The organism is Anabaena azotica SJ-1 (genome assembly GCF_047275885.1).
GTDB classification, from domain to species: domain Bacteria; phylum Cyanobacteriota; class Cyanobacteriia; order Cyanobacteriales; family Nostocaceae; genus Trichormus_B; species Trichormus_B azotica_A.
On the sequence record NZ_CP178454.1, the window covers coordinates 4,023,884 to 4,047,633 of the forward strand.

Below are 23,750 nucleotides of genomic sequence, written 5' to 3' on the forward strand. Positions count from 1 at the left end.
TAAATAATAACCCCAGTTGCTATTTATTCGCTGTAGGTAAGGAACAAGATAATTGCTCAACAGTCAATTTATCAGTATTCAGCGATCAGCTAATACCTAACAACAGTCTACAGCAAAGACAAGCAAAATATAGTATTGACTTTGTCCCAACTTCAATAATACTGATCAAATCCTGTTGTTGGGTGTTACTTCCTAATAATTGAATAAATATTCAGGATATAACAGGTGAGTAGAATTAGGGTAGAGACAGATATGATTCCCCAATTTAGAAAGAATAAAAAGCTAAGAAAATTAACTATCACAGCAGACGGGGATTGCAAAAAATAAGTTTCCGTTAATTATTTATAGCTGCTATACAAGTAGTGGTGCAAAATAAATGATCTAGTTATAGCGGTATGCACTTGAAAGAGGTAGACAATTTACGTAAAAAGCCATATATGAAGAGATTTTTATTCCTGAATTCTGCTATAGAATATCAGGCACTGAGACAATAAACCAAAATATACTTGTCCATTGTTGATTATGGACAAGTAAATATCAGAAGAATAATGCTTCTACTTGTTTAGGCTTGCCTGAGAAGCTGACATAACTTCCAAACCCTTGTCATCATTTGCTGTTGCTAGAGTGATGATGTGTCAGAAGAACTATCTAAAGCAGCAGCTGTTTTTGGTTCGGGAAAGACGAATCTTAACAGCGGAGGAGCTAAAAAGGTAGTGAGAATTACCATCATAATTATTGCTGCTCCTAATGGTTTTGAGAGAGCGCCACTAGCAGCACCAACACCGGCAAATACTAAACCTACCTCACCTCTGGGAATCATACCCACGCCAATTGCTAGACGGTTAATTCCAGGTTGACCAAACACGGCCAAACCTGTGATCACTTTACCAAGAATAGCGACTGTAATCAGGAAGATTGCCATAATTAAGCCTTCCCGATTGCTGGGAATTGCTGGGTTTAAGACTCCCAAATCGGTTTTTGCCCCGACAGCGACAAAGAAAACTGGCACCAGCATATCGGCAATGGGAATTACTTGCTTTTGCAGTTCTTTGCGTTTATCTGTTTCTTCGAGGACTAAGCCTGCTGCGAAAGCGCCAAGAATTGCTTCTAGGTGAATAACATCAGCTAGGTAGGCCATGACAAAGGCAAAAATGAAAGCTGGTATAACCAGTTCACCGCGTGTTTTGAGTTGATCGGCGATCGCCACAAAGGACTTATTGAAAATATTACCCAAAACAATCGCCCCAATTAAAAAAACAGTGGCACTGATAATCAAATAAATGACATTGCCTACATCCACTGCACCATCTTTCGCCAAACTAGCAACTACAGCCAGGACAATAATTCCCAATATGTCATCTATTACCGCTGCACCGAGAATAATCTGGCCTTCTCTAGAATTCAAACGTCCTATTTCTGAAAGGACTTTGGAGGTAATACCAATGCTAGTAGCAGTCAAAGCCGCACCGGCAAAAATTGCTGGTACAGCACTGATACCAAATAAAGTCATTAAACCAAAAGTACCTGCTGCAAAGGGTACTGCTACACCCACAACTGCCACAACAACGGCTTGGATACCAACTGCCATTAAGTCTTTTAAATTGGACTCCAAACCAATTTCAAATAGCAGGATAATCACACCCAGTTCTGCTAAAACAGAAACGACTTCTGACTGTGCGGCAAACACCTGTGGAGTGGCTTCTGGAGTTAAACCAGCAGTGATTTGCAGGAAAGTCATGATTAATGAATTAGAACTGTCTGTACCACCTTCTGGGAATACCAACAGATGTAATACAGATGTGCCGATGATCACACCACCGACAAGTTCACCTAAGACTGGGGGCAAACCCACTTTGTTCGATAATTCGCCACCTACTTTGCTGGCGAAGTAAATTACCACTAAACTCAGCAGTACGGCTGCTACCACCATTGAACTATCTGCTGATTCTGTGGCACTAGCCAACAGGGGAACAGTAAAATTGATTGCACTAAAAAACTGCATTGGTTCTGTGAATATCCTTCTCTTTATTTTTACTCTTTTATCGAAACCATTTTATAGCTATTGATATATTGGCAGTCCTAACACCAACGATTAGTGGTTAAATATATATGCAATCTTGATTAAGAGTATAAATTGGGTATTGGGTATTGGTCATAAAAAAGCTCCAATATTACAGCGGTTTGCGTATTTAGGAGGTACAACATCTAAATTCAAACCTATATACAAAGCCAGTTTTACTCCTGACTCCTGACTCCTGCTGTATTTATAACTTACTTTGCCCTATTCTCAACCTCGACCACCATAGGTGCTTCAGCCCGGTTAATTAAATTATCGAGACTGGTGTAATTTTTTTAGTTGCCAAAATTGTAACCAAGCAACTTTTTGGGTTTAGCAGTGTCAAAGTATAAGAAAGGGGTTCAGAATCAAAGAATGCCACTTGTGGAAATACTGTAAATTCTTGAAATCCTGAATTCTTGAGTGATAAATGTTTGAGGAGTGTATATCTAATGCTTGGAACTACTTTATCTGGTTCTCGTTTTCATGCTGGGAAAATCGGGAAAAATTTGTCTTTGATTTTACTGTTATTTGTGATGTTTACATTACCTGCATCAGCCCAAGAAAAAGAAAAATTATGGCGGACTTTGACTGTAAGTGGTCGTGGTATGGAAGCAATTCCTACAACTTTATCACAAGTTAGTTTAGGTGTGGAAATTCAAGGCAAAACAGCCCAAGAGGTGCAAAAAGAAGCGGCGCGTAGATCATCAGCTGTGGTGGCTTTTCTGAAAAGTCGGAATGTAGAAAAATTGACAACTACGGGTATTAGCCTTAACCCGGTCTATAGCTACGCCAATAATGTACAGCGAATTACTGGCTATGCTGCCAGCAACTCCGTGAGTTTTCGTATTCCTACTGAGCAAGCTGGTTCATTATTGGATGAAGCGGTAAAGGTTGGGGCGACGCAAATTAGTGGTGTAAGTTTTGTTGCTAGTGATGAGGCGATCGCTAATGCCCAAAAACAAGCACTTAAAAAAGCTACTCAGGATGCTAAAAATCAAGCTGAAGCTGTACTCAGCAGTTTGGGATTACAACAAAAAGAAATAGTTGGTATTCAAATTAATGGTGCAAGTGCGCCTCCACCACCCATGCTTTACCGGGCTGAAGCTGCAAAGATTGCTAACGCTGATGCTTCTACACCCATAGTTGCTGGTGAGCAGGAAGTACAAGCATCAGTAACATTACAAATTAGTTATTAGGAACAGGGAACAGGGAACAGGTGACTTCCACCTTTTACCTTTTCCCGCTAACAACTGAACCAATTAGAAATTATCTGGAGACATATCGGACATACCGCCGTCTCCGTCACGCTTAGAACCAAGTAACTCCAGTTGTTCAACGTTAATAACTGGTGAAGAACGGAGTGTACCTGTTTGGCGATCGCTCCAGGAATCGAATTTCAACGAACCTTTAACCCCGATTAGGCTACCTTTCCGCACATAGTTGCCAGCAACTTCAGCAGTTTTACCCCAGAGTTCTAGATTAAACCAGTCTGGCTTATCATTGTTACGCGATCGGCGATTGACTGCTAATGTTAATTTACATTTAACTGTACCCGACTCAAAATACTTTATATCTGGGTCGCCGCCTACACGACCAACAAGGGTGACAACATTGATGCTCATGGATTTTACCTTTAGATACAAATGTACTAGCTTGTTGTGAACTCTATAATAACCCAAGTTACCAGTTATCCTTCTGACATCTGAACTCTCCTTCTCCCTTCTTAAGTTATCTTGTAAAATTCTTTAAAATATGTTAAGTCTTTAGCAATATAATTAAATCAAAAAAATGATTTAAAAATTACTTGTCATAATTGTCAAAATTATACGGTTATACTGAGTAACTTTGGAATAGAGAAAATAAGATGGCTAAAACATCCATTAAGATTGACAAAAATTATAGAAAAAAATAGTCTGGTTTACTGGAGTCAGGCAGCAAAACATCATAAAATCCAGCACAATAAATTCTCACTGTTATCATCACAAATTAAAACAAATAGGGGGCATAGAGACGCGTGGGCCTGTTCAGGAACTTTCGCTCATCATGGGATATGGGTATCGACCTCGGTACAGCTAATACCCTAGTTTATGTATCTGGTAAAGGAATTGTACTCCAAGAACCTTCCGTAGTTGCCATTGATCAAAATGAAAAAGTAGCACTGGCGGTAGGAGAGGATGCCAAAAAAATGCTTGGTCGGACTCCAGGCAACGTCATAGCCGTCCGTCCATTGCGTGATGGTGTTATTGCTGATTTTGATACCGCTGAATTGATGCTCAAAAGCTTTATTCAACGAGTTAACGAGGGTAGATCCCTAATATTACCCAGGATTGTGATTGGCATTCCCAGCGGTGTTACAGGGGTAGAAAGACGAGCCGTAATGGATGCAGCTACTCAAGCGGGGGCTAGAGAAGTATATTTAATTGATGAGCCGGTAGCAGCAGCCATTGGTGCAGGCTTACCAGTAGCTGAACCGACTGGTAACATGATCATTGATATTGGTGGTGGGACAACAGAAGTCGCCGTACTCAGTCTCCAAGGAACTGTGATTAGCGAGTCAGTACGTATTGCTGGAGATGAATTAACAGAAGCAATTATCCAGTACATGAAGAAACTTCATAACCTGGTAATTGGAGAAAGGACTGCTGAAGATATCAAAATTCGCATTGGTTCGGCCTATCCGACCAATGATGATAATGACGCAATCATGGAGGTTCGTGGCTTACACTTGCTTTCTGGTTTACCGAGAACAGTGACTATTAAAGGTGGAGAAATTCGAGAGAGTATGTTAGAGCCGCTATCAATAATTATAGAAGCGGTCAAACGGACACTAGAACGCACACCTCCCGAACTAGCCGCAGATATTATTGATCGAGGAATCATGTTAGCTGGTGGTGGCGCATTGCTTAAAGGTATAGATACCTTAATTAGTCATGAAACAGGTATTGTTACTCACATTGCTGCCGATCCCCTAAGTTGTGTTGTCTTAGGAACTGGTCGTGTGTTAGAAAACTTCAAGCAGCTAGAACGAGTATTCAGTGGTCGTTCTCGCAATATGTAACCAAAAGGTTAAAAAGATGATGGATTCTGTATCCAGGAAATATGGCATCCATTATCTAGAATAATTTAGCAAATATATACAGGTATAAATGTTTACTACACGCCGTTGGTGGGAACATAAAGCATTACAAATAGGTTTGTTAACTCTGGTTGTGGGTAGTGCTTGGATGCTGCGACAGACCCAGGGTGGAGTGGTAATGGAAATATATCAAAGCATTACCCGTCCTTTGCAGACGTTACAGCCAGGGATAAGTCCTGAAGATCGGATTCGTGATGCCCGGTTGTTGGAGCTACAAACGCGGATAGTTGATCTAGAAAGTCAAAATCAAAAACTGCAAAGTTTATTGGGTTACATAGAAAAAGAACCGCTGACAGAACGTCCGATTATAGCGCGGGTAGTGGGGCGCAGTGCTGACCATTGGTGGCAACAAGTGACTTTGAATATTGGTAAAAATGCTGGAATTAAGGAAGGCTTTGTTGTCAAGGCTGATGGTGGCTTGGTAGGTTTGGTAGAAACTGTTACGCCTAATACCAGTCGTGTTTTATTGGTTAGTGACTTGAAAAGTCAAGTGGGTGTTACCATTAGCCGGACATCAGCGAAGGGAGTTTTGCGTGGTGATTCTTCCGTTGAAGGAGTGCTAGAGTTTTATGAAAAAGTTCCTAATGTGAAGGTAGGAGATGTAGTTTCCACTTCCACTTATAGTCAGAAGTTTCCAGCTGGTGTGCCGGTGGGAAGAATCAAGTCTTTAGATTTAAAGAAACTTCCGGCATCAGTAGCCAAAGTTGAACTATTTCCACCAATTCGTTATTTGGATTGGGTAACTGTATATCCAAGACCAGAAAATAGAGATCCGGAAAAACCAAAGGTGGAAAATAAACAGCCATAAAAGTTAAGAATTCAGGAGTCAGGATTCAGGAGTCGGTATACAGGCTGCTAAACTCCAGTCTAGATTCTGGATTCTGAATCCTGATCATAAAAATATCTTTCTTAATTCTTGAAAATTTTGTAAAACAATGAAAATTCCTGGATTTCTGGGCAACAAAAATAAGATAGCCACAAAGCCAGCTCGAAAATTTAAATCTTTGATTCCGCAGTGGAAGCTTTGGCATCCGCGTGTGCATCAATTTTTGGATTGTTTGGTAACATCTGGATCTGTGCTGTTATGTTTACTAATGTTGCCTACTAGACTCCCAGGTATGGAATTATTAGGCATTGGTCCAAACTGGTTACTAATTTGGGTAGTGGCTTGGAGTGTGAAACGTTCTGTCTTTGAGGGTGCGGTGGCAGGAATTGTTTTAGGTCTACTGCAAGATGCTTTGACAGCCCCTAATCCTACCCATGCTCTGAGTTTAGGAATAGTAGGAATGCTGACGAGTCTGATTCAGAAGCAGCGTTTTATTCAAGAAGATTTTATCTCTATTGCTTTAATCGTCTTTGGGATGGCAGTTATAGCTGATACTATTTTTGCTGTGCAGTTATCTTTAATGGGTGGTAGCTGTGGGGAAGAATGCATCCGCAAAGTTGAAGATATCTGGACTTATTACCAGCGTGTTGCGTTAGCTTCGGCGATTCTGAGTAGTTTGTGGGCTCCTGTAGTTTATTATCCTCTAAATCGCTGGTGGCAACAGATGAAATTAATTAATAATTCGTAATTAGTAATTAGTAATTAGTAATTCGTAGGTTTTATATAGCGGATGTTAACCCCAACAGCAGTATCCTCAAATATGGTAGGCACTGAATTTGACTCTCTGATGATGCAACGGTGTTTGCAACTAGCTCGGCGTGCTTTGGGTCGCACTTCACCAAATCCATTAGTGGGGGCGGTGGTTGTTCAGGATGGCGAGATTGTGGGAGAAGGGTTTCATCCCTGTGCTGGTGAGCCTCATGCTGAGGTTTTTGCCCTAAGAGCAGCAGGAGAAAAGGCTCGTGGAGCTACGATTTATGTGAGTCTTGAACCTTGTAATCACTATGGACGCACTCCTCCCTGTTCGGAGGGTTTGATAGCGGCTGGTGTATCTAAGGTGGTGGTGGGTATGGTTGATCCTAATCCTTTGGTCGCTGGGGGTGGTATTGCGCGGTTACGTGCGGCGGAAATTGAAGTGTTGGTGGGGGTGGAAGAAGCTGCTTGTCGGCAGTTGAATGAAGGTTTTATCCATCGCATTGTTCATAAACGACCTTTGGGAATTTTGAAATATGCTATGACTTTGGATGGCAAAATTGCGACTAGTTCTGGTCATAGTGCTTGGATTACAAATCCAGATGCTCGCAGTGAAGTTCATCAACTGAGGGCGGCTTGTGATGCTGTAATTGTGGGTGGAAATACTGTCAGACAGGATAATCCTTTTTTAACTTGTCATCAATGGGATGGTAATAATCCTCTGCGGGTGGTGATGAGTCGGAGTTTGAATTTGCCAGAAGATGCTCGGCTGTGGGACGTTGCTGAAGCTCCGACTTTGGTGTTGACCCAGGAGGGCAGTTCCCCAGATTTCCAAAAGATGTTGCATGGCAAGGGTGTGAAAGTGATAGAATTGCCCTTACTTACACCAGATCATGTTATGGCTCATTTGTATGAGCTTGGTTTTTGTAGCGTGCTGTGGGAATGTGGTGGTACTTTAGCTGCTAGTGCGATCGCTCAAGGTGCAGTTCAAAAAATTTTGGCTTTTATCGCCCCCAAAATCATTGGTGGTAGTCATGCTCCCACACCAGTAGGTGACTTAGGTTTTACCACCATGACAGAGGCTTTGCGTTTAGAAAACGTTTGTTGGCGTGTGGTGGGTTCAGACTGTTTAGTAGAAGGTTATTTACCACAAAAAAGTCAATAGTTATTAGTCATTGGGTTATTAACTTCCCCCTGTTCCCTGCTCTCTGCTCCCTTGCCTATTTACTGTCACCTGTCACCTATCACCTGTTTATGACTGTTGACGTTCATAAGCAAGATCACGGATGAGACTAAGTCGAGCGCGAATGTAGTCACAAAGAAAATCAGTTTCGTTGGGGTCTAACAAAGCTTGCTTTGTGGTTTGTTTAACTAACCACTGTACCAAGCTAGCATCGTCGAGCTGCAAAAGAGTTACCGTTTGGGCGGCTTCAACTATAGACCAAAGCTGACGCATAATCGTAGGAGTCATCAGACCTCTATTAAATTATTAGCTTAGTTGTTTCCAGATTACACAATTTCGATATTAGCTGACGCAATAACTCCACAAGTTGAGACAAGTATTATCAAAAACTTAATAAACAGATTTATATCTTTATAAAGATTAAGAATGGTTAATTCTCATCACTTAAGTTAACAAAAATTCACTGAACTCAGAACTGGCTTGTAGTTATTGGTCAAAAATTAGAGATGTATCTAATTATAACTGAGTCATTCTCTTTTTTTGGTTATTTAAATCAAGATTTATATAATGTATTATGTCGATTTTAATCTGATTGAGCGAGAACTCACTAAGTATAATTGCTATGAATTGAGCCAATGAACTAGATAGTAAAAGTAATTAATTTTACATATAAATCCAGTAATAATATTGTTTATTTTTATCTATTAGGAAAAAAAACATAGCTATAATCATGGTTTCAGTAATGTCAATTGTGGGTAGATTGACTAATCATAAATATTATTGATCACAAAAACATCAAATCATCATTATTATTAGAGAATTGAGATTAAAATGTCGCTTCTAAGATTATTTATTGCGGCGGTTTTCTACTAATGAGTGCAATGGTTAAGTCTGACAACAGCTTGAACACCCTTGGGGAAATTTGCCTACCTTCAGAGCAGATTGAGGTTAGTAGCATTGCTGCTTATTGCTACAACAGCCAGTTTGGTAAACTTCTACCTGATGCCTTTTACATTCATATTTTGGCACTGCATACCCTGGATATACACCTTCAGGAATATGAAAACCGCGCTCGCAGTGCTGCACCTGAAGTAGAGAGAGCAACATTAGTTAAATTTAGCACTAGTAAACCCAAAATTTCCTACTTATTTTATCCTGATTTTGATACTGATCCTCATCCGGCTTTACAAACCAGTATTCAAGTTGATGTCAAAACTCTCACTATTAGTTATCGAGATTATTCAGACACAGAAAATCCGCCTATTCTTCATCGCAAAGAAACTTTTGTTACTCCTGATTATCCGCTTTATGAAGAGTTTGCAGCTTTAACCCGCGCTCAAGAGGCTTTAGGTTTACTGGATAATACCAGAGGTATTGGTACAAGGTCGGGTTGGGAAAAACGTTTACAAGCTTATGGTGTAGAAATACAGGGACATAGCTTGATTCAAAAACCAATAAATGTTATTTCAGCTAATTTAATCCCAAAAATAGAAAGACATAAAGCTGCTATTGTTCGTCATGATTTATCCCGTCCTGTGCGTTTAGCTTTAGATGCTGGTTTGTTTAGTCCAGAAACTACGTTTTTTGATTATGGTTGTGGACACGGTGGTGATGTGAACAGAATTGCGGAACAGGGTTATATTAGTTGCGGTTGGGACCCTTATTACTCACCAGATACTCCCTGTACATCTGCGGATATTGTCAATATTGGTTTTGTAATTAATGTAATTGAGAATCAAAGTGAACGACGGGAAGCGTTGATTAAAGCTTGGGAGTTAACACAGAAAGTTTTGTTGGTATCGGCTCAGGTTTTAATAGCTGATAGTCGAAGAGGTGTGGTGGCTTATGGTGATGGGATTATTACTAATCGGAACACATTTCAGAAATATTATGAACAGGAAGAATTAAAAATTTACATTGACCAAGTGCTGGGGGTTGATGCTATTCCTGTGGCTTTGGGTGTATATTTTGTGTTTCGAGATGATGCTGAAACGGAAGTATTTCGGGCTTCTCGGTTTCGTTCTCGCGCTACTACTCCTAAAGTCAGGGCTGGTGTGAAGCGGTTTGAGGAATTTCGAGAACTTTTAACACCTATGATGGATTTTATCACTGAACGGGGACGAATTCCTAGTAAGGGTGAACTAGTCCAAGAAGCAGAAATTTGTGCGGAGTTTGGGAGTTTAAGACGTGCTTTTCATGTCATTATACAGGCGACTGACTCAGAAGAATGGGAAGCGATCGCAGATAAACGTCGTCAAGATTTGATGGTTTATTTAGCATTGTGTAATTTTAGTCGTCGTCCCAGATTACGACAATTAGCACCAGCAGTACAAGAAGATATAGTTGGTTTATATAGCAGTTATAAACAAGCTTGTCTGGATGCTGACCAAATGTTACGTAGCTTGGGAAATACAGAACTGATTATTAAACGTTGTCAAGAAAGTAAGATTGGTAAAAAATTACCTAATTCTCTCTGGGTTCATATTTCTGCATTACAAGCTCTTGATCCTTTATTACGTCTTTATGAAGGTTGTGCTAGTCGGACTATTGGGCGGCTAGAAGAAGCAAATGTGATTAAATTTCATTTGAAAACGCCGAGAATTTCCTATTTATATTATCCTGATTTTGATCATAATCCCCATCCCAGATTATATCGAGCAATGGAAATTGATTTACGAAATTTGCACGTAACTTATCGAGATTTTGATGGTGATAAAGATCCATTAATTTTACACCAAATAGATAGTTTAGTAACTCCTGATTATCCCCAATATGAGAAATTTGCTAAGTTAACTCGTCAAGAAGAAGATTGGGGACTGCTGGAAAACTGGCGTAGTATTAGTCATCTTTCTGGGTGGAATAAATGTTTAGAAGACCACTGTGCTTTTATTCACGGTTATAAGTTATCTTGGCGTAAAGATGCTGATTCATATAAAGTAAAAGCACTTAAAGCTGCTGTAGAAACTCGAAGAAAACAGCGACATAAAGAGGAATTAAAAATTAAAGATCATTCTGATTAATCATAGATAAACTGCTGAAGGTTCAGATTATTAGACTTGTTGGGCTAATTTAACCCAATCTTCAATTCCTTTTTTCGTGGGTATTCCTGATGGATTGAATGTCCAAATATCTCTTTTATGCTGGAGTCCATAACTAATATGAATTGGTCTTTCGTTTCCGTAAAAGTAGAGCGAATCAAAAGGTAATTTGGTTTGCAAAATCCATTCTACAACCTCTTTACTAGGCAAATCTGCAATGAAAAAATCACAAGCTGCACCTAATCTATCACAATAGTATTTACCTTTTTTATTAATTTCATGACTGATGTGTTGATCTAAATTGGGTGCAACACGACCATTTTTTTGACCTGTTACTGGGTCTTTCTTTTCGAGATATTTTTTTAAATCGGCTGAACAAAAGCCATAGGTGAGATGAAATTTATCTATTCCGTAATTGTCGATAATTGGGTCGATTATATATTTATTTAAGTCTTGTAAAGCGGGAATTACTTCTTTGCTGTTTTGGGGATATGGGTTGATGTGTTGGGCATATTTATGATATGTCTGGGTGCAGGTGCAAAATTCTTCTAGGGTGAGATACTTGCCTAGTTTTAATTCTTTGATATTCATATATCAGTACCACTATATGGTAATTTTATAAAAATAGTTTACTATAAGTATTTTATGTCTATCAAGCTAAATGCTGAGATTCTCATACCACTTGCTATGCAAGAAAGAAAAGAAATAATTTTACATCATGCTTCATTAATTGATGCTACTCTCATAACGGATGAAGATTTGCATACAGCATATAAACATGGGAAAGTCATTTCCTCAATAGCATCAGCTTATTTTGAATATCAACTTCAACAAGATAATCAAAACGGCTCTGTCCTAGAATTAGGAACTCAATCTAAATTAATCAACCAGAAAACAGATAAATTTGCAGATAATTTTATTGAATGGTTAAAAGCAGATTTTGAAAAGAAAAGTGAAATTCTTGAGCATCACCCTAACCCGCAAAATCTTTTTGAACTCTGTGGAGCAAAATTGCTAGTAACTAGTAACTCAGTCACAAGAAGCCTTAGCACAAAATGGGTCAACTGTGGGAAGAAATAGCTGATATCAGCCCTTACATAATTGTACCTGAATTTGAGTTTGGAATTAAAATTAAAGGAATAGATATTGTTATACTAGCAGATGAAAAAATTAAGTTTGCACAATTAAAAACTTTAAAAGGTACTTTGACAGGTTCACAAACAAATAGAGCTAAAAAAGAATTAGGAATTCATGATTATCCCTTATTTATAGCTGCTTTTAATTTGGGTGGATGGACATTTAACGATTCTAAAATTCCTCGCATAGCTGGTAAAGAATTTTGGGAAATAATTCATCTGGAATATGACCTAATTGAGAACCATGTGAGAAATATGTTACAAAAAATTGATAAAGCTTTTGCAGAATTAGCAGCAAAGTAAATTCTATAGAGAAAATAAAGAAAGTTGTTCAGCTACTGCTTTTCCTCTTGGTTGATTTCCCTGCATTAAATTAAACAGATAATCACCCAGTTCTTTAGCAAGTAAAACAGGTACTGCATTACCAATTTGTTTATATTTAGAAGTTACTGAGCCATAAAAAATCCAATCATCAGGGAAAGTTTGAATTTTTGCTGATTCACGCACCGTTAAAGGACGAAGTTCTACAGGATGACACATATCCGTAGCTTTTTGATGGGGACAAGTTGTGATAGTTGGTGAAGGTTTATCCCAAGATAATCTTCTGTAAAATCCAACTTTTCCACCACCAGAATTATAAGCACCTCCCATTGCTTCTTTTTGCAATTCTTCTGGTAAATATCTCCAATTTTGTCCTGCTTCTAATAATCTTAAAAACTTCAGACGACTTTCAGAATAAGCAATGAATTCTGGCTCGTTATCAACTAAATCTATTAACGCATCTTTTAAAGTCTGCCATTGAGGTAAAATCTTACCGTCTTTGCTATTTTTAGCTAAAGGAAATGTAGCAGTTTCACTATCTCTAGAGCCAATAAAAACTACACGCAATCTATTTTGAGGAACACCATAATCTGCTGCTTCTAATAGGTTGTAAACTACGTTGTATCCTAATTCCTTCATTTCTGATAAAACTACCTTCAAAGCCGAACCAGCTATTTCATCAGGTTCTAAAGGTGGGTAATTGTTTCCTCGTTGGTTTATTGGCCTGTGACGAAGAGAAGCTGAAAGTAAACCTCTGACATTTTCCATCAAAAAAGAGCGGGGTTGGACTTCTTTAACAATGCGGATAAAGTCCATAAATAAACTACCGCGAGGATCCATAACTGAACCACGTTTTCCTGCGGTGCTAAATGGTTGACATGGGGGACCACCAGTTACTAAGTCTACTTCACCTGGAAGTAAAGCGCGACCTAAATTTAAAACTCTTCCTCCTTCTTCTAGTAACTCTTGAGAACTGACTTTTTCTATTTCTCTAGGAATAGCACTTTCTTGGAGATAAGGTCTATTTATAGCGATTGTTTTGGTTGCATCCCGATCTTTTTCTACTACACTTACTGTATGAAATCCGGCTTGTTCTAAACCTAAATCTAAGCCATAAGCACCTGTAAATAGAGAAATAGAAATAGGTTGATTATTTATCATGTTTGTGATTAAAAGTCTATCGCAATTAAGGATATTATATAATATACATTATATATGTGATTTCTGGTAATTTCAAATTATAAGTTATTACAAGCCCTAAATGCACGGTAGATCAACATTTAATAATTCCGATACCTGGAATGGTAAAGTCGCCGTTTCCAAGGGTGATTTAGGGGAGATATAAAAGTATTGATTACAACACCAAAAATTTTTAAAATATCCTCTTACGGAGAATTCATAACTGCTATATAATAGAAGTCTAAATTATTCCCCAGATTTTACTCGAAATTAAAATTTAATGACTAGGTTCATACATGATCAATTTGCCAAAGACTATCTAGAAGAATTATTAAAAGATTACGGAGAATGTACGTTCGCAAATTAAATGTCGCATTTCGCAAGTCATGTCGCAAGGGCTTTTAAGGGCTAAAACCTTTATTCTATAAGCATCATAAGCTATTTATCCCTACAAAAGACTAATTTACCTAATTCGCATATTATATGTCGTAAAACCTAATTTCGCAAATTAAACGTCGTTTATTAAGATTTTGGTATTTTGCAAATTAGATGTCGCATTTTTGAGAGATTCATGGTACATTAGTACCTTAATCATTCATGAGTGGGTTTCACTCTATGGCAGACGAAGAATTTGAATTCACTGAAGACTCGACGCAAGTTCCAGAAGCTATTTTGCTTGACAAGAGTAATTTTGTCGTAGATCCATCCCAAATTATTCTGGCAACGTCGGATAGGCATAAACTGACATTTAATTTAATCCAGTGGCTTGCTGAATCACCCAATCGCACTATTAAGTCTCAGAGAAAACAGGCAGTAGCAAGTACCCTTGATGTTTCTACTCGCCAGGTGGAACGTCTTCTCAAGCAATATGATGAAGATAAGCTAAGAGAGACAGCAGGAATAGAACGAGCAGATAAGGGGAAATATCGAGTTAGCGAATATTGGCAAGACTTCATCAAAAAAATATACGAAAAGAGTCTGAAAGAAAAACATCCCATATCACCAGCATCTATAGTTCGTGAAGTGAAGCGACACGCAATTGTGGATCTTGGACTTAAGCTAGGAGATTATCCTCATCAAGCTACTGTCTATAGAATTTTAGATCCTTTAATCGAGCAACATAAACGGAAAACAAGAGTTAGAAATCCGGGTTCGGGATCTTGGATGACAGTGGTAACAAGGGATGGCGAACTATTGAGGGCTGACTTTAGTAACCAAATTATCCAGTGTGATCATACTAAACTGGATGTTCGCATAGTTGATAATCATGGCAATTTACTGTCTGATCGTCCTTGGCTGACTACGATTGTGGATACCTATTCAAGCTGTGTTGTTGGTTTTCGGTTATGGATAAAACAACCCGGTTCTACAGAGGTGGCTTTAGCTTTAAGACACGCTATTTTACCTAAAAACTACCCTGAAGATTATCAACTTAATAAGTCTTGGGATGTATGTGGACACCCCTATCAATATTTTTTTACTGATGGTGGTAAAGATTTTCGCTCAAAACATCTCAAAGCTATTGGTAAGAAATTAGGATTTCAGTGTGAACTACGCGATCGCCCACCAGAAGGCGGTATTGTTGAACGGATTTTCAAAACAATTAATACTCAAGTCCTCAAAGAGTTACCAGGTTATACAGGGGCAAATGTTCAGGAACGCCCGGAAAATGCCGAGAAAGAAGCCTGTTTAACTATTCACGATTTGGATAAAATTCTCGCTAGTTTCTTTTGTGATATCTATAATCACGAACCTTATCCTAAAGAACCTCGTGATACGAGATTTGAACGTTGGTTCAAAGGTATGGGAGGAAAACTACCTGAACCTTTGGATGAGCGAGAATTAGATATTTGTTTGATGAAAGAAGCGCAACGAGTTGTTCAAGCACATGGATCTATTCAATTTGAAAACCTGATTTATCGAGGAGAATTTCTCAAAGCACATAAAGGTGAATATGTAACGCTGAGATATGATCCAGATCATATCCTGAGTTTATATATCTACAGTGGTGAAACTGATGATAATGCAGGAGAATTTTTGGGTTATGCTCATGCCGTTAATATGGATACCCATGATTTGAGTATAGAAGAATTAAAAGCTCTGAATAAAGAGCGAAGTACGGCTCGTAAGGAGCATTTTAACTATGATGCTTTATTAGCATTGGGTAAACGTAAGGAACTTGTAGAGGAACGTAAAGAGGATAAAAAAGCAAAAATAAACTCAGAACAAAAGCGTCTCCGTTCTGCATCTAAAAAAGATTCAAATGTTATTGAATTACGCAAAAATAGAGCTTCCAAATCTTTGAAGAAGCAAGAAAATCAGGAAGTTTTACCAGAGAGAATTTACAGGGAAGAAATCAAGTTTGAGAAAATAGAACAGCAACCACAGGAAAATCTATCAACTTTACCTAACCCTCAAGAAGAACAGAGACATAATTCAGTTATCTCTAACCGTCAAAAAAAAATGAAAGATATTTGGTAAATTATGGCGCAACACCAACTGGCAACACAACCTATTGTTGAAGTCCTAGCCCCAAGGTTAGACATTAAGGCTCAAATTGCTAAAACTATTGATATTGAAGAGATTTTTAGAGCTGGTTTTATCACAACTGATCGGGCTTCGGAATGCTTCAGATGGTTAGATGAATTGCGTATTCTCAAACAATGTGGTCGAATTATTGGTCCCAGAAATGTGGGAAAAAGCAGAGCAGCACTTCACTATCGAGATGAGGATAAAAAACGAGTTTCCTATGTAAAGGCTTGGTCTGCATCGAGTTCTAAGCGGCTATTTTCACAAATTCTAAAGGATATTAACCATGCTGCACCAACAGGTAAAAGGCAGGATTTACGTCCAAGATTAGCTGGTAGTCTGGAACTATTTGGATTGGAATTAGTGATTATAGATAATGCGGAAAATCTTCAAAAAGAAGCACTGCTAGACTTGAAACAACTTTTTGAAGAGTGTAATGTTCCTATTGTTTTAGCTGGAGGTAAGGAATTAGATGATCTTTTACAAGATTGTGATTTGTTAACTAATTTTCCCACACTCTATGAGTTTGAACGGTTGGAATATGATGATTTCAAAAAAACATTAACTATAATTGAACGAGATTTTTTATCTCTTCCAGAAGCATCTAATTTAGCTGAGGGCAATATTTTTGAGATTTTAGCAGTTAGTACAGAAGCACGAATGGGAATTTTAATCAAGATACTAACTAAGGCTGTTTTACATTCTCTCAAAAATGGATTTCACCGAGTTGATGAAAGTATTTTAGAAAAAATTGCTAGTCGTTATGGCACAAAATATATTCCTCTCAAAAACAGAAATAGGGATTGATGAAGATGATGAAATTCGCCCAAAGTTAGGCTATGTTGAACCTTATGAGGGGGAGAGTATTAGTCATTATCTAGGGCGTTTGCGACGGTTTAAGGCTAACAGCCTACCGTCAGGATACTCTTTGGGAAAAATTGCTGGACTCGGTGCAATGATTTCACGTTGGGAGAAGCTTTATTTCAATCCTTTCCCTACTCCACAAGAGTTGGAGGCTTTGTCCTCTGCGGTGGGAGTTAATGCAGATAGATTAATAGAAATGCTCCCCTCTCAGGGAATGACGATGAAGCCTAGACCAATTAAGTTATGTGGGGCTTGTTATGCAGAATCTCCTTGTCATCGGATTGAGTGGCAGTGTAAGGATAGAATGAAATGCGATCGCCACAATTTACGTTTATTAATAAAATGTACTAACTGTGAAACTCCTTTCCCTATTCCTGCGGATTGGGTTAAAGGTGAATGTCCTCATTGTTCGCTGCCTTTTGCAAAGATGGCGAAAAGGCAAAAGCGTGATTAAATACTGGGAGTAAAGCAATTATTACAGAGTGCTTTGCGATCGCACCTCAGTTACAAACAAGAAAGAGACGTGGTGTTCACGTCTCTCAATGATGGGAAAAATTTGTGCCGGATTTTACGCTACATTTGCCACAAGCAGTCCATTAACAGCAATGATAATTAGCTGTGCTGTTTCTGGAGTGTTGCAAAAGGGTCTTTCATCGGTATTGCATGGTTGCGCTATCCATTTTTCTTGTAGATTTTGGTAAAAAGTGCCAAGTAGCTGAGAACCATTCCATACTCGATACAATAGTCCAAATTCGTCTGCTACTGAGTCTATTTCGATTTCTGGGGCAAGTTCTTCACTTAGCTGCTCAATGTACTCCTCAAACTCAATTTGAGCTAAGGCTTGATTATCAAATTCATCTTGTACAATCATCTGAATAACCTCGTTGATGGGGTTTGACAAAAGGCGATCGCATTTCTCTTCCCGGAGGGCGATCGCCTTTTTTGTCTATTCAATAATCTACGCCTCACAGCTACTAAACTGGGGATGTAGTGATATGCCTATGGATAAAGTGATTCGCTGGAAATTAAATGAAGTGATGGCGCGAAAGCGAGTGAGGAATAAGGATTTAGCTGAGACGCTAGGGATAACTGAAAATTCGGTGTACAGGCTACGTAAGGTAGATGAAATGCCACGATTAACCCCAGAAAGGTTAAACGGCATTTGTCAAGCTTTAGATTGTCAGCCAGGGGAGCTTTTGGAATATGTACCCAATGATGATGATGGGAAGCTAGTTTCTATTGTTGAGGTGGCGTGACTTCGTGAAATGTTAGAACCACTGACTATGATCAACAAAAGGTTAGGAATCGCTACATCCTAACCTCTTGCTATCTTTGTGTAAAACCTGATTGGACAGGATATTAATTGGAGAAATCAAAAGCTGAGATTGTGATTTGAGCGATCGCTTTTATCCCCTCTAAGCTAACTGGGAAAGTATTGGCACAATGAAACAAATTTACTCCTAAGCGTTTCGCTACATGAAATTTATAGCTAAGAGTAGGCTTAGGCGCAATTCCATGATCATAGTCTTCTTGCCAATCCAGTAGAGTATCAAAATAATTTCCAGCTTTAGCAAAGGCATAGAAAAAGCGGCGTAAGTTTGTAAAATTAACGTTTTTCTCTGGAGAAATGTGAGGAAGCATCAAATCTAAAAATAGTTCAGTGCCATCAATAGCAGATGTTTCTCGTATTTCACAAAAATGTTGAATATTTGCGGTTTCATGTTCATTAATCATGGTTTGGCAGAGATTAACCAGGGTATGATTAATTGCTTTTTCATAGCCTTTAGTTAACAAAATTTCTGTTAAAATTTTTGCCGCTTCAGTTTGAACACCTGCATCTGAAAATGGTGCAGTTGTTTGTAAATAATCGTTGAGTGTATTCATGGTTATTATTCTCCGTCTACAATGTCATCGAGAATTTTTAAAGCAAATAAAGCCAAAGCAATATCAAAGATTAAAGTATTTGCTTTATGAGCATCTAATAAGCCAAACACTTTAATTAATTGTTGGGCAATTAAAGCAAAACGATAATATCTAATAGCTTTGGTATGGGAGAGTTGAGAACGGATATAGATGATGGTTTCAGGATTGATGTTGCGTTCTGCTAGTAAGGTTTCTACATTTTGTTGAAATTGGGCAATGAAAGCAGTTTCATTGGGAATTAGGAAATTGTTTTTTGTTTGGATAGGAGGCTTGACGGAACTTGTGAGTTTTAATTGCATGGTTTCACCTGCACCTGGAATCAGATGATTCAATCAAATCAAATAAAAAATAGAAAATAAATATCTAAAAAATAGAATTTACTAGAATTTAATAGAATTTTTGCTCATCATCATTGATCATGTTATTTTAGTAATATCAATTAAACTTGAATAAATAAACTCACCCATAACCGCCTCAGAATGAATTCTGAGCCTAATAGCAGAAGTCGTCTCAAGACGACTGGAAGAATATTTGAGTCCGTTTTAACGGACTTGGGCTATGAGACTGGGAATTAATTCCCAGGCGGGTTATGAGGCGAATTGAGAATGATAAAATCGCCATATATAAATAATTAATTAGCAAGGTGCAATTTATGACATCCCCAGAAATAACAACAATACAACAACAATTTCTACGAGAAATATCAAGAAAATTCAAATTTACTGGAGATACATATCAAATATTTATAGTTCGATTCGACCCGAATAACTATACTATTGATGAGGATGAAGAACTTGCTAAAAAAATTAATTGGAAGGATGGAAATGTTAATACATATCAAAAGATTAAAGATGAACTAAAAAATAAAATTTATGAAACTCTCAGAAAAAATAATTGTGATATAGAATCAAAAGCAGGTAGGCCAAAAAAAGGAAACGAGCCTTGGAAACAGGCTTATGAATGGCTTTGGGAAGAGAAATATCCTGAATGGCTTGCACAACAACAAACCCAAAATAATCAACCTGAACCCCAACCCGAAACCCTACAAATCAACTGGCGCGAAGTATGCCAGAAAATGCTGAAAAGACAGCAAGATGAACAACGATTAAGACGACAAATCACCGAATTAAAACACGAAATAGAAATCTTTGTTCCGTTAGGCTTAATTCAACCCCAACCCGCACGACGGAAGGAAGAACAGCCTTTTCCCGATGCTGCGGAGGGTATGCGGCAATATGAATTAAAAACAGAAGAAATTACCAAACAATACGAATATCAGCAATTTATTGATGATGTCATTGGCCAGCAAACCAAAAATTTAGCCATTATTGGAGAACCAGGGGCAGGAAAAACCACTTGGTTAAGCAAAATTGCCGAATATTTAGTTGGTAAATCTGATTATCCTAGCCCTATTTTTATTAATCTCAGTCGCTTAGATAATAGAACCCTAAAAGACTATTTACTGCATACTTGGCTAGAAGAGGCTTTAGAGTTTATTCCCTCCCAAAATACCTTTACACCTGCTTTAGTGGCAGATTTTCAGCAACAGTTTAAGAATCAGCGAGTGTGGTTGTTGTTGGATGGGGTAGATGAGATGAAAACCACCGAAAACTCTCCTTTATCCCAACTCAATAGCCAATTAGAAGGATGGTTAATTTGGACAAGAGTAATTCTCACCTGTCGTCTCAATGTTTGGCAACCTAACCCCATAGCTAATTTTGACTACTATCGCACTCTGGCTTTTAGTAATGTCCAGATGAGAGATTTTGTTCAGCAGTGGTATGAAAAAGCAGAAAAACCGGAGTTAGGGGAACAGTTACAGCAAAAGTTAACCGTACCCCAACACAGCCGTATTTTTGATTTAGTTAAAAACCCTTTGCGGTTGGCAATGTTGTGTCAGAGTTGGTATTTTTTGCAAGGGGAATTACCGGAAACCAAAGCGAATTTGTATCAGCGTTTTGTTGATGCAACTTATGAATGGAAAAAAGGGGAATTTGGCACTACAGCAACGCAAAGACAACTGTTAAATCAGGCTTTGGGAAAATTGGCTTTGAGGATGATTGATGAACAAATCAGTCTCAAGGAGTCTGTGATTAAAGATGTCATGAGTTTAGAGGAGTTTGCATTAGCAGAAAAGTTAGGTTGGTTAAATTGGGTTTATCGTGACCAAAAAAATGATGAAAGGGTTTATGCTTTCTTTCACCTGAGTTTTGCAGAATATTTTGCAGCTTGTGTGATTGATGATTGGGATTATTTTTTACCTAAAAATCATGTAGATAAACCTGTTGAAGGTAAGAAATATCGCATTTTTGAGAATGAATGGAATGAGATATTTTTATTGTGGATGGGAAGAGAAAATATTGATGATAAAAAGGAAGACTTTATTCGAGGATTAATAAATTTTGCAGATGGTGTAAATAATTTTTACGGTAATCTGGCTTACTTTAAAGCGGGTATAGCTATTGCTGAGTTTAAAAGTTGTTCCCTTGCTGATGAAATTATTGATCAAATTATCAAATGGGGATTTGGTTATTTTAATATTGAAAAACAAGAATGGAGAACTTTTATTGATCCCATTCCAGAAGATGCAATAAAAACTTTATCATTGACTGATACAGCAAAAGTAATTCCGGCTTTAATCTCTTTCCTTCAAGATACTCAAGATGAAGCTACCCGTAGCAGTGTTGCTTTTAGTTTAGGAAACATAGTAGTAGGGAATGAACAGGCGATCGCTGCTTTACTTTCTCTCCTTCAAGACACTCTGAATCAATTTGCCCATTGCATGGTTGCTTTTCGTTTAGGAAGCATGAATAAAAGGAATAAAACGGCAATTGCTTTTTTATTAGGCCTCTTTGAAAACACTCAGGATGAAGATATACGTAGCAGTGTTGCTAGTATTTTAGAAAACATAGCAGTAGGGAATAAAGAGGCGATCCCTGATTTAATCTCCCTCCTTCAAGACACTCAGAATCAATTTGCCCATCACATGCTTGCTTTTAGTTTAAGAATCATAGCAGTAGGGAATGAAGAGGCAATCGCTGCTTTAATCTCCCTCCTTCAAGACACTCAGTCTGAGTCTATCCGTAGCAGTGTTGCTAGTATTTTAGAAAACATAGCAGTAGGGAATGAAGAGGCAATCGCTGCTTTAATCTCCCTCCTTCAAGACACTCAGTCTGAGTCTATCCGTAGCAGTGTTGCTAGTATTTTAGAAAACATAGCAGTAGGGAATGAAGAGGCAATCGCTGCTTTAATCTCCCTCCTTCAAGACACTCAGTCTGAGTCTATCCGTAGCAGTGTTGCTAGTATTTTAGAAAACATAGCAGTAGGGAATGAAGAGGCAATCGCTGCTTTAATCTCCCTCCTTCAAGACACTCAGTCTGAAGATACCCGTAGGAGTGTTGCTGAGAGTTTAGGACGCATAGATATAGGGAATGAACAGGCAATCGCTGCTTTAATCTCCCTCCTTCAAGACACTCAGTCTGAAGATACCCGTAGGAGTGTTGCTGAAAGTTTAGGACGCATAGATATAGGGAATGAACAGGCAATTACGGCTTTAATCCAACTCCTCAAAGATACTCAGGATGAATCTACCCGTAGGAGTGTTGCTGAGAGTTTAGGACGCATAGATATAGGGAATGAACAGGCAATTACGGCTTTAATCCAACTCCTCAAAGATACTCAGGATGAATCTACCCGTAGGAGTGTTGCTGAGAGTTTAGGACGCATAGATATAGGGAATGAACAGGTTACGGCTTTAATCTCCCTCCTTCAAGACACTCAGTCTGAAGATACCCGTAGGAGTGTTGCTTATAGTTTAGGAAAGATAGATGTAGGGAATGAACAGGCAATTACGGCTTTAATCCAACTCCTCAAAGATACTCAGGATGAATCTACCCGTAGGAGTGTTGCTTATAGTTTAGGAAAGATAGATGTAGGGAATGAACAGGCAATTACGGCTTTAATCCAACTCCTCAAAGATACTCAGGATGAATCTACCCGTAGGAGTGTTGCTTATAGTTTAGAAAACATAGCAGTAGGGAATGAACAGGCAATTACGGCTTTAATCCAACTCCTCAAAGATACTCAGGATGAATCTACCCGTAGGAGTGTTGCTGAGATTTTAGGAAAAATTCTAAAAACTGAAAATAACTATTTAATGACAGTCTCAGCTTTAAGTAAATATCTCACTAATGAAGTCTATGAAAACAACTTTGACCTCTACAAAAACTGTTATAAAATCCTCTGGCAATGTGCCAAAAACCTCACCTATCCCAAATTCTACCAAGCATGGCACGCCACCCCAACCTATCATCCCGAAATGGCAGATTACCAACCTTCCACCGACACCACCACCCTTAACCAACTCGAACAACAATACACCGATATTTATACCCAATTAAAGCAACTGCAACCCACCTCCACCACCTATCCCATCCCTTTCAACGCCGCCAACCTGGAAGGTAAAACCGCAGAAAAAGCCATAGCCAAAGGTATATTAATCAAAATTTATGGCGAAATCTATCCCAAACAAAAAGCCAAAAACATAGAAGATATATTCGACTTAGAAAACGAACTCCAACCCCTGAGAGAACATCTAAAAACAGATAAAATCGCCCTCATTTTCTGTGACATTAATCCTCACCCAGAATTAATTAATTTCTGTCAGCAATTACAGAATGACTGGTTAAAAATCGCCTTTATTACCGACACACCAATAGCATCTCCCTTGAGTGGTTTTCCGCCTCAACAGGATAATTTATTAGGGGTGGTTCAAACTTGGCTAGAGGAATTGTGATCATCATA

21 protein-coding genes are annotated in these 23,750 nt (G+C 38.4%); 13 read left to right on the forward strand and 8 right to left on the reverse strand.

Features of this window, described 5'->3' with window-relative positions:
• Positions 1-619: 619 nt before the first annotated feature.
• Positions 620-2,002 (reverse strand): cation:proton antiporter, encoded by a 1,383-nt coding sequence (locus ACLLO5_RS17650; protein WP_413171786.1) that lies wholly within the window; start codon positions 2,000-2,002, stop codon positions 620-622.
• A gap of 506 nt (positions 2,003-2,508) precedes the next feature.
• On the opposite strand from ACLLO5_RS17650, the gene ACLLO5_RS17655 reads away from it, so the two are divergent.
• Positions 2,509-3,255: an SIMPL domain-containing protein gene (locus tag ACLLO5_RS17655; RefSeq protein ID WP_413171787.1), complete on the forward strand. Its 747-nt coding sequence runs from the start codon at positions 2,509-2,511 to the stop codon at positions 3,253-3,255.
• Between the two features lie 63 nt (positions 3,256-3,318).
• Here ACLLO5_RS17655 and ACLLO5_RS17660 read toward each other — a convergent pair whose 3' ends face one another.
• Complete coding sequence (locus ACLLO5_RS17660; protein ID WP_413171788.1) at positions 3,319-3,681, reverse strand: single-stranded DNA-binding protein; 363 nt, start codon at positions 3,679-3,681, stop codon at positions 3,319-3,321.
• Positions 3,682-4,109: 428 nt separating this feature from the next.
• Between ACLLO5_RS17660 and ACLLO5_RS17665 the strand changes: the two genes are divergently transcribed.
• The 4 genes from ACLLO5_RS17665 to ribD all read left to right on the forward strand — a co-directional run bounded on the left by ACLLO5_RS17665 (position 4,110) and on the right by ribD (position 7,939).
• Complete coding sequence (locus ACLLO5_RS17665; protein WP_013190299.1) at positions 4,110-5,117, forward strand: rod shape-determining protein; 1,008 nt, start codon at positions 4,110-4,112, stop codon at positions 5,115-5,117.
• An 88-nt stretch (positions 5,118-5,205) separates the two neighbouring features.
• Entirely contained in the window at positions 5,206-6,003 is a 798-nt protein-coding gene (gene mreC / locus ACLLO5_RS17670; protein WP_413171789.1) for a rod shape-determining protein MreC, read from the forward strand.
• 127 nt (positions 6,004-6,130) lie between these two features.
• The gene (mreD, locus tag ACLLO5_RS17675) at positions 6,131-6,769 is read left to right on the forward strand and encodes a rod shape-determining protein MreD (RefSeq protein WP_413171790.1); all 639 of its coding nucleotides are present in this window, start codon (positions 6,131-6,133) and stop codon (positions 6,767-6,769) included.
• 42 nt (positions 6,770-6,811) lie between these two features.
• Positions 6,812-7,939 (forward strand): bifunctional diaminohydroxyphosphoribosylaminopyrimidine deaminase/5-amino-6-(5-phosphoribosylamino)uracil reductase RibD, encoded by a 1,128-nt coding sequence (gene ribD, locus ACLLO5_RS17680; protein WP_413171791.1) that lies wholly within the window; start codon positions 6,812-6,814, stop codon positions 7,937-7,939.
• A gap of 87 nt (positions 7,940-8,026) precedes the next feature.
• On the opposite strand, the gene ACLLO5_RS17685 is transcribed toward ribD, so the two are convergent.
• The gene (locus tag ACLLO5_RS17685; protein ID WP_013190303.1) at positions 8,027-8,245 is read right to left on the reverse strand and encodes a hypothetical protein; all 219 of its coding nucleotides are present in this window, start codon (positions 8,243-8,245) and stop codon (positions 8,027-8,029) included.
• A 593-nt stretch (positions 8,246-8,838) separates the two neighbouring features.
• Between ACLLO5_RS17685 and ACLLO5_RS17690 the strand changes: the two genes are divergently transcribed.
• Entirely contained in the window at positions 8,839-10,977 is a 2,139-nt protein-coding gene (locus ACLLO5_RS17690; RefSeq protein WP_413176126.1) for a DNA phosphorothioation-associated putative methyltransferase, read from the forward strand.
• 30 nt (positions 10,978-11,007) lie between these two features.
• On the opposite strand, the gene ACLLO5_RS17695 is transcribed toward ACLLO5_RS17690, so the two are convergent.
• Positions 11,008-11,586: a hypothetical protein gene (locus tag ACLLO5_RS17695; RefSeq protein ID WP_413171792.1), complete on the reverse strand. Its 579-nt coding sequence runs from the start codon at positions 11,584-11,586 to the stop codon at positions 11,008-11,010.
• 54 nt (positions 11,587-11,640) lie between these two features.
• Between ACLLO5_RS17695 and ACLLO5_RS17700 the strand changes: the two genes are divergently transcribed.
• Complete coding sequence (locus tag ACLLO5_RS17700) at positions 11,641-12,075, forward strand: hypothetical protein (protein ID WP_413171793.1); 435 nt, start codon at positions 11,641-11,643, stop codon at positions 12,073-12,075.
• On the forward strand, positions 12,051-12,434 hold the full coding sequence (locus ACLLO5_RS17705; protein WP_413171794.1) for a hypothetical protein: 384 nt from the start codon (positions 12,051-12,053) through the stop codon (positions 12,432-12,434). The genes ACLLO5_RS17700 and ACLLO5_RS17705 overlap by 25 nt, the downstream gene beginning before the upstream one ends.
• 3 nt (positions 12,435-12,437) lie before the next feature.
• Here the strand turns inward: ACLLO5_RS17705 and ACLLO5_RS17710 are convergent, their stop codons facing one another.
• Complete coding sequence (locus ACLLO5_RS17710) at positions 12,438-13,613, reverse strand: DNA cytosine methyltransferase (protein WP_413171795.1); 1,176 nt, start codon at positions 13,611-13,613, stop codon at positions 12,438-12,440.
• Positions 13,614-14,246: 633 nt separating this feature from the next.
• On the opposite strand from ACLLO5_RS17710, the gene ACLLO5_RS17715 reads away from it, so the two are divergent.
• Genes ACLLO5_RS17715 through ACLLO5_RS17725 form a run of 3 tightly spaced genes read left to right on the forward strand, consistent with a single transcriptional unit; the run spans position 14,247 to position 17,478 of the window.
• On the forward strand, positions 14,247-16,112 hold the full coding sequence (locus tag ACLLO5_RS17715; RefSeq protein WP_413171796.1) for a Mu transposase C-terminal domain-containing protein: 1,866 nt from the start codon (positions 14,247-14,249) through the stop codon (positions 16,110-16,112).
• A gap of 3 nt (positions 16,113-16,115) precedes the next feature.
• The gene (locus tag ACLLO5_RS17720; RefSeq protein WP_413171797.1) at positions 16,116-16,967 is read left to right on the forward strand and encodes an AAA family ATPase; all 852 of its coding nucleotides are present in this window, start codon (positions 16,116-16,118) and stop codon (positions 16,965-16,967) included.
• Positions 16,924-17,478: a TniQ family protein gene (locus tag ACLLO5_RS17725; RefSeq protein WP_413171798.1), complete on the forward strand. Its 555-nt coding sequence runs from the start codon at positions 16,924-16,926 to the stop codon at positions 17,476-17,478. The genes ACLLO5_RS17720 and ACLLO5_RS17725 overlap by 44 nt, the downstream gene beginning before the upstream one ends.
• 114 nt (positions 17,479-17,592) lie before the next feature.
• Here the strand turns inward: ACLLO5_RS17725 and ACLLO5_RS17730 are convergent, their stop codons facing one another.
• A complete protein-coding gene (locus ACLLO5_RS17730; RefSeq protein WP_413171799.1) occupies positions 17,593-17,895 on the reverse strand; it encodes a hypothetical protein in 303 nt (100 codons plus the stop codon).
• Between the two features lie 16 nt (positions 17,896-17,911).
• Here ACLLO5_RS17730 and ACLLO5_RS17735 point away from each other — a divergent pair, with 16 nt between their 5' ends.
• Complete coding sequence (locus tag ACLLO5_RS17735) at positions 17,912-18,280, forward strand: helix-turn-helix domain-containing protein (RefSeq protein ID WP_413171800.1); 369 nt, start codon at positions 17,912-17,914, stop codon at positions 18,278-18,280.
• A gap of 103 nt (positions 18,281-18,383) precedes the next feature.
• Here the strand turns inward: ACLLO5_RS17735 and ACLLO5_RS17740 are convergent, their stop codons facing one another.
• Both ACLLO5_RS17740 and ACLLO5_RS17745 read right to left on the reverse strand, forming a co-directional pair.
• A complete protein-coding gene (locus ACLLO5_RS17740) occupies positions 18,384-18,908 on the reverse strand; it encodes a hypothetical protein (protein WP_413171801.1) in 525 nt (174 codons plus the stop codon).
• A gap of 5 nt (positions 18,909-18,913) precedes the next feature.
• Positions 18,914-19,246 carry a hypothetical protein gene (locus ACLLO5_RS17745; RefSeq protein WP_413171802.1) on the reverse strand — a complete coding sequence of 111 codons (333 nt, stop codon included), beginning with the start codon at positions 19,244-19,246 and terminating at the stop codon, positions 18,914-18,916.
• A 353-nt stretch (positions 19,247-19,599) separates the two neighbouring features.
• Between ACLLO5_RS17745 and ACLLO5_RS17750 the strand changes: the two genes are divergently transcribed.
• Positions 19,600-23,742 carry a HEAT repeat domain-containing protein gene (locus ACLLO5_RS17750; protein WP_413171803.1) on the forward strand — a complete coding sequence of 1,381 codons (4,143 nt, stop codon included), beginning with the start codon at positions 19,600-19,602 and terminating at the stop codon, positions 23,740-23,742.
• Positions 23,743-23,750 lie beyond the last annotated feature (8 nt).